9 protein-coding genes are annotated in these 10,000 nt (G+C 47.7%); 5 read left to right on the plus strand and 4 right to left on the minus strand.

Annotated elements, in window-relative coordinates:
• The first annotated feature begins 261 nt into the window (after positions 1-261).
• The 3 genes from LDL40_RS15840 (at position 262) to LDL40_RS15850 (ending at position 3,008) form a co-directional block, all read left to right on the plus strand.
• Positions 262-684 carry a cytidine deaminase gene (locus LDL40_RS15840; protein ID WP_300996421.1) on the plus strand — a complete coding sequence of 141 codons (423 nt, stop codon included), beginning with the start codon at positions 262-264 and terminating at the stop codon, positions 682-684.
• Between the two features lie 14 nt (positions 685-698).
• Complete coding sequence (gene deoA / locus LDL40_RS15845) at positions 699-2,015, plus strand: thymidine phosphorylase (RefSeq protein ID WP_300996422.1); 1,317 nt, start codon at positions 699-701, stop codon at positions 2,013-2,015.
• 111 nt (positions 2,016-2,126) lie between these two features.
• A complete protein-coding gene (locus tag LDL40_RS15850) occupies positions 2,127-3,008 on the plus strand; it encodes a TIGR02285 family protein (protein ID WP_300996423.1) in 882 nt (293 codons plus the stop codon).
• A gap of 3 nt (positions 3,009-3,011) precedes the next feature.
• On the opposite strand, the gene LDL40_RS15855 is transcribed toward LDL40_RS15850, so the two are convergent.
• The 3 genes from LDL40_RS15855 to trxA form a co-directional block, all read right to left on the minus strand.
• Positions 3,012-4,307, minus strand: a complete 1,296-nt coding sequence (locus LDL40_RS15855) for an NAD(P)/FAD-dependent oxidoreductase (RefSeq protein ID WP_300996424.1) — start codon at positions 4,305-4,307, stop codon at positions 3,012-3,014.
• Positions 4,308-4,357: 50 nt separating this feature from the next.
• Positions 4,358-5,626 carry a transcription termination factor Rho gene (gene rho, locus LDL40_RS15860; RefSeq protein ID WP_300996425.1) on the minus strand — a complete coding sequence of 423 codons (1,269 nt, stop codon included), beginning with the start codon at positions 5,624-5,626 and terminating at the stop codon, positions 4,358-4,360.
• Between the two features lie 193 nt (positions 5,627-5,819).
• Complete coding sequence (gene trxA / locus LDL40_RS15865; protein WP_046518974.1) at positions 5,820-6,146, minus strand: thioredoxin TrxA; 327 nt, start codon at positions 6,144-6,146, stop codon at positions 5,820-5,822.
• Between the two features lie 104 nt (positions 6,147-6,250).
• Here trxA and rhlB point away from each other — a divergent pair, with 104 nt between their 5' ends.
• Both rhlB and gppA read left to right on the plus strand, forming a co-directional pair.
• Entirely contained in the window at positions 6,251-7,522 is a 1,272-nt protein-coding gene (gene rhlB / locus LDL40_RS15870; RefSeq protein WP_300996426.1) for an ATP-dependent RNA helicase RhlB, read from the plus strand.
• Positions 7,488-9,032 carry a guanosine-5'-triphosphate,3'-diphosphate diphosphatase gene (gppA, locus tag LDL40_RS15875; protein ID WP_367304340.1) on the plus strand — a complete coding sequence of 515 codons (1,545 nt, stop codon included), beginning with the start codon at positions 7,488-7,490 and terminating at the stop codon, positions 9,030-9,032. The genes rhlB and gppA overlap by 35 nt, the downstream gene beginning before the upstream one ends.
• Positions 9,033-9,109: 77 nt before the next feature.
• Here gppA and hemB read toward each other — a convergent pair.
• Positions 9,110-10,000 (minus strand): porphobilinogen synthase (gene hemB, locus LDL40_RS15880; protein WP_300996427.1); only part of this gene is annotated, 891 nt, incomplete at its 5' end.

Raw genomic sequence — 10,000 nt, forward strand, 5'->3', positions numbered from 1 at the left:
AGCGCTTTTAGCCCCGCCCGAAGGGAGTCGCTGGGCGATTGCACTGCGGTGTTAGCCTGTCTCACAAGGTAGTCGACATTGCTTCGCCAGGCTGCCTTGCATTGCAAGCGCCCAGCGGCTCTGAAACTCGCATCTTGAGGTCACTTGGGTATATGTTTAACTTTTTTGCTGCATTTGTTGGTTTTATAACCAGCTTACTCTTGATTCTGAACGGCTTTAGGCGCATAACCTAAGGCCGTATGACCTGCAAGAAATCAGAGTATGACAACAAGTATCCAATGGGCAGAATTAGCCCAAGCTGCGAAGGCAGCATCCGAACAAGCCTATGCGCCTTACAGTAAATTCCCGGTTGGTGTCGCAGTTCAGGCCAAAAGCGGCAAAATCTATTCTGGCTGCAATGTTGAAAACGCTTCTTATGGTGGCACTATTTGCGCTGAGCGTAATGCCATAGCCGCTGCAGTTGTCGCTGGTGAGCGCGAGTTTGTTGGCCTGATGGTGTACACCCCACAAGAGCAACTGACGCCACCTTGTGGTATCTGTCGCCAGGTGATTGCTGAATTTTTTACGCCCGACAGCCCGGTGCGTAGCTGCAATCACTTAGCGCAACAACAGGAATGGACGCTGGAGCAATTACTGCCGAGTGCCTTCACACCGTTGTTTCTGGCGAACAGTAAAAAATTCTGAGTCTGGAGTCCAAGATGTTATTACCTCAGGAAATTATCAAACAAAAACGTAATGGCGGTGCCTTAACAGAAGCTGCGATAGCTCAATTTGTCCGTGGTTTGACGGACCAAAGTTTCAGTGAAGGCCAGACTGCAGCTCTGGCTATGGCGATTTATCTGAATGGCATGAGCACAGCTGAGACTGTAGCTCTTACCCGCGCTATGCAGCATTCTGGTGCTGTGATGAACTGGGCGGATATGCTTGATGGCCCTGTGGTTGATAAGCACAGTACAGGTGGCGTCGGAGATAAAGTCAGCTTAATGCTGGCTCCCATGATAGCGGCTTGTGGTGCTTACGTACCTATGATTGCAGGGCGGGGTTTAGGCCATACAGGCGGCACAATCGACAAGCTGGAGGCTATTCCAGGTTATCAGTGCCAGCAGCCTTTAGACAAAATCCAACAACTGGTGAAACAACAAGGCTGCGTTATCGTCTCACAAAGTGGTGAATTGGCTCCGGCCGACCGGCGTTTATATCTAATCCGCGACGTCACAGCTACAGTGGAATCCATTCCTCTGATTACCGCCTCTATTTTGTCGAAAAAGCTGGCCGCAGGCCTGCAGGCTTTGACTATGGATGTGAAAATTGGCTCAGGCGCCATTATGAAAAATGTCGCAGACGCTTCAGCTTTAGCGAAGAGTATTGTCAACACCGCCAAAGGGGCTGGTGTACCGACCCAGGCTTTATTGACTGACATGAATCAGACGTTGGGCACAACAGCAGGCAACGCCCTGGAAATACTGGAAACGCTGGACTATTTAACAGGAAAATACCGCGAGTCGCGCTTGCATCAGGTAACTTTAGAGTTAGGTGCCAGCATGTTGCAATTGGGTGGCTTATTCCAGGATAAAGCCAGTGCTATTGTAGCCTTAGAGCAAAGTTTAACCAGCGGTAAAGCCGCTGAGATTTTCAGTAAAATGGTGGCGGCTCAAGGTGGCCCAGCGGACTTACTAGAGAAACCAGAACTCTATCTGGCCAGAGCCAAAGTAGTGTTGGATATCAAAGCACCTGTTGCTGGTTATCTGAATAAAGCCGATACCACTGCTGTGGGTATGGCTGTGGTGCGTTTAGGTGGTGGTCGTGCCCATCCTGATCAGGTGATTAATATGGCCGTAGGTTTTAGTGATATCAAAGCTTTAGGTGCCAAAGTGGCTGCTGGCGATGTGCTGGCCAGAGTGCATGCGGATACGACAGAAGCTGCAGAGCATGCCAGAGCTGAGTATCTGGCCGCTTTAAGTATTGAACCTGCTGCAGGGGTAATTGATCCTATTATTCACTTAGTGATTGATTAACCTTTAAAAGCGCAAGCAAAAGCCCAGACAAGGGGCTTTTGCTTGCGACGAACGACCTTGTCGCTGATCACGTCATTTGTTACTGTACTGCCTTCTTTGCACGGAGGCGGGATGAAGAAGTTAAGTGCTTGTATTTTACTGATCTTATTGGCGTTCGACCTTTCTGCTCAACCTGTGATGCAGTGGTATACCAGCCATTGGCCCCCTTACCGGATCAGTGAAGGGCCATACGCCGGGCAAGGCTCCTTTGATTTAATGTTGAGTCAGCTTGTCAGTGCGTTACCTCAATATAAACATCAGATCAACCAAATCCATCTGGCCCGCATCGTCAAAGTATCTGCGACCAGTAGCGAAGACCATTGCACCTTTGGTCTGCGTTACACACCAGAGCGCGACAAAAGGACATATTTTTCTCAGCCAGCTGGTATGTTGCCTAATCTGGCCATTAATAGCCTGCAACAAAACGACAGATTGAGCACATTTTCTCCCGATCAGGCTATTCAGATGAATCAGCTGGTGAAAGATCCTGATCTGCTGGGACTGATTGAAAATGACAGAGCCTATCCGGCTGCAATTGCCGCACAGATCAATAAAGAAGGCAGTAATCTGGGCGGGAGTTCAATGAGTACGCTGAATCCTGCTCAGTTACTGGCGGCAAAGCGGGTGGATTATGTAGTAGATTATCCAAACCGTTTGAGGTATTTCAGCATTGAAGCTGGTCAGGACGTCAAGCTTGAATTTAGGCCCATAGCGGAAATTCCAAGCTATTCCTATACCTATGTCAGTTGTTCTAAAACAGGTACAGGAAAACGCTGGATCTCAGATATTGATAAAGCGTTGAATAAATTAAAGCTTCAACCTGAATACAAAAGAGCTATGTATCGTTGGTTCTCCGAGCAGGAGCAACAATTGCTGGAGCCACATTATGACGGATTCCAGCATAACAGGCTTTTTGTACCTGAACAGGCTGAAACCCGCTTTAGTGACCTGTAGCCTTTAGTGCAGCTTGAGCCTTGGTCTGATGATTTTGTTGATTTTACCTATCACCGAAATGACCAGCGTCCGGAACCAGCCGTGTAACGCCACCTGGTGCATACGGTATAAAGATATATAAGCCAGACGGGCAATACGGCCTTCAATCATCATAGCACCACCGACCAGATTACCCATTAGATTACCTACGGTGCCAAAACGGCTTAAGGAAATCAAAGAGCCGTGATCCTTGTACTTGTAATCCAGTTGAGCTTTGCCTGACAAAGCGGCAGCAAGATTTTTCGCAACATGGCTGGCCATCTGGTGGGCTGACTGAGCTCGTGGTGGCACCCATTTATTGTCAGGCAGTGGACATCCTGCACAGTCACCTATAACATAAATCTGGCTGTCTACACTGCTTTGCAGCGTAGGTAGAACCATCAACTGATTGATTCTATTTGTTTCTAAACCATCCAGTTCTTTTAAGAAATCCGGCGCTTTAATGCCAGCGGCCCACACCATCAGTTCAGCCTGCAAATGCTCATCACCCAATTGCAATCCGTCTTCGTCTGCCGCTGTAACTTTGGTGTTCACTCTTACGTCTACGCCTAACTTTAATAATTCCTTATGGGCGGCGGCGGCAATACGTTCAGGTAAGGCGGGCAGGATACGTGGACCAGCTTCAATCACGGAGATTTTCAGGCGGTCACGTTTCATATCGTCAAAACCGTATGAATTCAGTTCTGCGGCGGCGTGATGCAATTCCGCTGCTAGTTCAACACCTGTTGCTCCGGCGCCCACTATAGCGATATTCAGATTTTCCTTGGGGTGCAAAGGTGAATTGAGTTTTAAATAGGCCTCGAGCAGACGGCGGTGAAAACGGTTGGCCTGAGCCGGGCTGTCGAGGAAAATACAATGCTCCTGCACGCCGGGCGTATTAAAGTGATTGGAAATACTACCAATAGCCAACACCAGATAATCATAAGGGATATGGCGTTCTTCCAGGACAATGTCACCGCTTTCATCCAGCACAGGGGCGAGCGTCACCTGACGCTGAGTTCTGTTCAGCCCGGTAAAAGTACCGAGTTGGAAATCGAAGCCGTGGGCCTTGGCATGGGCACGATAAGTTACCTGATCAATATCAACATCCAAAGTGCCTGTCGCTACTTCATGCAATAAAGGTTTCCAGATATGAGTAGGATTTCTGTCAATCAGGGTAATGGCCGCTTTGCCTTTACGGCCAAATTTATTACCCAGGCGGGTTGCCAGCTCCAGTCCACCGGCACCACCACCTATGACTACGATCTGTGGGGTTGTCATCTGCTTTTTCTCACATAAAAAAAACCGGCTACTAGGCCGGTTTTGGGGGGTTAACTATTTTTTTGCCGTTTCATGGCTTCGAAAAACTCGTCGTTGGTTTTAGTCATCGACAGTTTATCGATCAGGAATTCCATGCAGTCCGTTTCATCCATTGGATTAAGGATTTTGCGCAGGATCCACATTTTTTGTAATTCTTCTGAGGAGGCCAGCAGTTCTTCACGACGGGTGCCTGAACGGTTGAAATCAATGGCTGGGAAGACACGACGCTCCGCAATTTTGCGTGACAGGTGCAATTCCATATTACCTGTACCTTTAAATTCCTCGTAAATGACTTCGTCCATCTTCGAACCCGTATCAACCAGAGCTGTGGCGATAATGGTTAAGCTACCACCTTCTTCCACGTTCCGGGCTGCACCAAAAAAGCGCTTTGGTTTGTGTAAAGCGTTAGCGTCCACACCGCCTGTTAATACTTTGCCTGAGCTTGGGATCACTGTGTTGTAAGCGCGGGCTAAACGGGTAATAGAGTCGAGTAAAATAATGACGTCTTTTTTGTGTTCAACTAAACGTTTGGCTTTTTCGATCACCATTTCAGCCACCTGAACGTGACGGCTGGCTGGCTCGTCGAAGGTAGAAGCTACTACTTCGCCTTTCACCAGACGTTGCATCTCTGTCACTTCTTCCGGACGTTCGTCAATCAGCAACACCATCAACACACATTCAGGGTGGTTGGCAGCGATAGATTGAGCAATGTTCTGCAGCAGTATAGTTTTACCAGCTTTAGGAGGTGCCACAATCAAACCACGCTGACCGCGACCAATAGGAGAAGCCAGGTCTAATACACGGGCTGTGATGTCTTCTTTACTGCCATTGCCACGTTCCATACGTAAACGGGAATTGGCATGTAAAGGGGTTAAGTTTTCAAACAGAATTTTGTTACGGGCTTGCTCTGGGCGACCGAAGTTGACTTCGTTCACTTTTAACAGTGCAAAATAACGCTCACCTTCTTTTGGTGGGCGAATCAAACCCGAAATAGTGTCACCAGTACGCAGGTTAAAGCGTCTGATTTGGCTTGGGGAGACGTAAATATCGTCCGGGCCAGCCAAATAGGAGCTGTCAGAAGAACGTAGGAAACCGAAGCCATCGGTCAGGATTTCAACAACGCCGTCACCAAAAATCTCTTCACCATTTTTGGCGTGTGATTTTAAGATAGCGAAAATAATGTCTTGCTTACGTAAGCGGGCCATGTTTTCCAGGCCCATAGACTCGGCTAAATCAACCAGCTCGTTAATCGGCTTCAGTTTTAGTTCGGTTAAATGCATATGATGGGTTCTTGTTGGTCAAACAGAATTAAATTGCTTGCCGCTGATTAAAAGGAAGTAGGCTTAGGTTTAGTCAACGGAAAAGCGTGGTTACAGGGATTTGTTGCTGCGTTACACATTAGCAGGATAATTTTCAGTCGTCCAGCCGTAAAAAAAGAAATGGCGCATTTTTATGCGCCATTTTTTCAATCAATTAGATATTGCTGTCTAAGAACTCTTTTAACTGAGTCTTGGACAAGGCGCCAACTTTAGTGGCTGCAACCTGACCGTTTTTGAACAACAGTAAAGTTGGAATACCACGAATACCAAATTTTGGTGGAGTGCCCGGGTTGTGGTCGATGTTGACCTTGGCCACTGTCACTTTACCTGCGTATTCCTGTGCTACTTCGTTGAGGATAGGTGCAATCATTTTGCACGGACCACACCACTCAGCCCAAAAATCGACCAGGACAGGGGCAGCAGCTTTTAACACGTCGGCTTCGAAGCTGTCGTCTGACACCTGCAGAATATGTTCACTCATTGTATTCTCCGTTATTGCTGGGCAGTAGTGTAACTGCAAAAAAATAATGTCAATTCTATCTGGACTGTTTCTTATTGCAAGCGTAACGGTTATGCTTAGCGCGTATGAATAAAACACACTTAACTCAGCATAAATTTGCCGATTTCGCATTGGCTCCACAGGTTCTTGCCGCTTTGTCCGCGCAAGGTTATGACCATTGTACCCCAATCCAGGCTCAATGTTTGCCTCTTGCGTTAGCTGGCAAAGACATTGCGGGCCAGGCACAAACAGGTACAGGTAAAACTCTTGCCTTTCTGACGGCAACTTTCCATCATTTGTTAACCCATGAGCCAAAGGCTAAAGGGCAACCTCGTGCCATCATTATGGCTCCTACGCGCGAACTGGCTGTTCAGATCCATCATGACGCTCAGGCTCTGGCCAAAACATCGGGCTTAAAGCTTGCTCTGATTTATGGGGGCGAGGGTTATGATTCTCAACGCCAATTGCTGGAACAAGGCGCAGATATTTTAATTGGTACCACTGGCCGTTTAATTGATTACTTAAAACAAGGCCTGTACGACCTGTCACAAATTCAGGTGGTGGTGCTGGATGAAGCCGACCGTATGTTCGATTTAGGCTTTATCAAAGATATCCGTTTTATGTTCCGTCGTATGCCTCCTGTGACTGAACGTTTGAGCTTATTATTCTCTGCCACTTTGTCCTACAAGGTGCAGGAACTGGCCTTTGAGCAGATGAACCAGCCCGTGCATATTCATGTGGCGCCTGAACAAATGACCGGATCACGTATTTCTGAAGAATTGTTTTATCCGTCAGACGAACACAAAATGAAGTTGTTGCTGACGCTGATGGAAGAAGAATGGCCGGATAAAGCCATAGTTTTTGCCAACACCAAACACTGCTGTGAAGATATTCACGCCTGGTTGGAAGCCGATGGCCATCGTGTCGGTTTACTGACAGGCGACGTGATCCAGAAAAAACGTTTACGTATTCTGGAGGATTTCACCAGTGGTAAACTGGATATTCTGGTGGCGACAGATGTTGCAGCCCGTGGTTTACATATCCCTATGGTCAGTCATGTTTTTAACTATGACCTACCAGATGATTGTGAAGACTATGTACACCGTATTGGCCGTACTGGCCGTGCCGGTGAAAGTGGTAAAGCCATCAGTTTTGCCTGTGAGCGTTATGCGTTAAACCTGACGGCTATCGAAGACTATATCCGTCATGCTATCCCTGTTACTCAATACGATACTTCTGCGTTGCTGGAAGATTTGACTGTGCCCAAACCAAGGGTCAGACGTCGTCCGGGTCAGGCACGTAGCGGTGGACGACCTAATCAGAATGGGCCAAGAAACCCACGTAGCCGCCCGCGTTAAGTCTATGGACGGCGCGGCTAAACCGACACAGCATAATGATATTTATGCTGTGATCGATCTCGGCTCCAATAGCTTTCATATGTTAATGGTGAAAGTGGTTGGCGGCAGCGTTCAGGTCATTGGCCGGGTCAAGCGTAAAGTGCGTTTGGCCGCCGGTTTAAACGATAGTTTAGTACTCAGTAAACAAGCCATGACCCGGGGTTGGGAATGCCTGGCCTTGTTTGCTGAACGCCTGCAAGATATTCCCTCAGAAAATATTCGCATCGTAGGTACTGCTACGCTGCGATTAGCTCGTAATGTCAAAACCTTTCTGGTTGAAGCTGAGGCTATTTTAGGTCAGCCGATAAAAGTTATTTCCGGTGAAGACGAAGCCCGTATTATTTACTTAGGTGTGGCTCATACCTCGAATTGTGATTCGAACCGTCTGGTGATCGACATAGGCGGCGCTTCCACCGAAATAGTGGTAGGTCAGGGCTTCCAGCCGATTTTGTTGTCGAGCCTGAATATGGGCTGCGTGACTTTTCTGGAACGTTATTTTGAAAATAACGAATTAAGTGAAACCAACTTTAATGCCGCTATTGCTGCAGCTGAACATGAAATTCTTACCATCAGCGATCAGTACCTGCAACAGGGCTGGCAAAATGCTGTAGGCGCATCCGGCACAGTGCAGGCCATGCAGGAGATTTTAGTAGGTCAGGGCAAAGATGAAGTTATTACGTTGCCGCGACTTGAAGCTATTATGCAGCAGGCTTTGGCTTGTGGTCATATGGACCAGTTAAACTTACCCGGCTTAGCTCAGGAACGTAAACAGGTATTCCCTTCTGGTTTAGCTATCTTAATAGCCCTGTTCCGTGTGCTGAATATCAGCGGCATGACCTTATCCGGTGGTGCTTTACGCGAAGGCGTGCTTTACAGTATGTTGCCGCAGTTGCAGCACCAGGATGTGCGTGCCCGCACTATGCAAAGTATGATGGTGCGCTATTACATCGACCAGCAGCATGCGGAGCGTGTCGCCGACATGGCTGCTACCTTAGCCAATCAGCTGCATCAGCAATGGAATTTATCCAGTTTTGAAGGTTTGGCCATGTTGCGCTCAGGCGCTTTGCTGCATGAGCTGGGCTTGTTGATTGAATACAAAAACCATCACCACCATGGGGCTTACATTATCAGTCATGCTGAGCTGCCAGGTTTTACCCGGGCGCAACAACAACTGCTGATGGCGCTGGTCTATAACCACAGGGCTGATATCAATAAAGAAATTCTGTCCAGACAAACCATGACCTCAGTGTTATTGGCGGTGCGGTTAACGCGCCTATTACGACTTTCTGTGATTTTGTCGATGCGCCGTCGGCATGAAGTATTACCAGAAGTACAGATCACAGCTCAAGCTGAGGCTTTGACATTGACCCTGCCTGCAGGCTGGTTGGATCATCACCCACTGATGCGGGCTGAACTTGAACAGGAAGTGGTGTACCAACAACAAGCGGGCTGGCAGCTAAGTATTGAATAAAATGGGGTCAGATCACATTAGTTACGCATAACTAATGTGATCTGACCCCATTTTTATGACCCCATTTTTAGATTTTATTACTTCAACCAAATGGCCGCTTTTTTCGCAAAGTAAGTCAGGATGCCATCGGCGCCAGCGCGTTTAAAGGCCAACAGTGACTCCATCACTATAGCTTCCTCTGCTAGCCAGCCGTTCTGAATTGCCGCCATATGCATAGCGTATTCGCCACTGACCTGATAAGCAAAAGTAGGCACTCCAAATTCATCTTTAACACGACGGACAATATCCAGATAAGGCATGCCTGGTTTTACCATCACCATGTCAGCACCTTCTTCTAAATCCAGAGCTACTTCACGTAAAGCTTCGTTGCTGTTGGCTGGATCCATCTGATAGGACTTTTTATTGCCGCCTTTTAAGTTGCCGGCTGAGCCTACTGCATCGCGGAATGGACCGTAATAGGCTGAAGCATATTTAGCAGAGTAAGCCATGATTTTGGTGTTTACATAACCTTCAGCTTCAAGCGCTGAACGAATGGCACCAATACGACCATCCATCATGTCAGATGGTGCCACTATGTCAGCGCCGGCTTCAGCATGAGACAAAGCCTGCTTCACCAGAATATCTGTAGTGATGTCGTTCAGCACATAACCGTCGTCATCAATAATGCCGTCCTGACCATGGGTAGTGAAAGGATCAAGGGCCACATCAGTGATCACGCCTAGTTCAGGCACATGTTGTTTTAACATCCGTACAGCCCGTTGTGCTAAGGCGTCAGGGTTGTAAGCTTCTTCAGCTAAAAGAGATTTTTTCTCGGCTGCTGTGACTGGAAAAATGGCGATGGCAGGAATGCCTAAAGCAGCCAATTCTTTTGCCTCTGTAAGCAATAAATCCAGCGATAAGCGCTCTATACCCGGCATAGAAGGAATCGCCTGACGCTGATTTTCACCTTCAACAATAAACATTGGATA

The sequence above is a fragment of the Rheinheimera sp. genome (genome assembly GCF_020217005.1).
Taxonomy (GTDB): Bacteria; Pseudomonadota; Gammaproteobacteria; order Enterobacterales; family Alteromonadaceae; genus Pararheinheimera.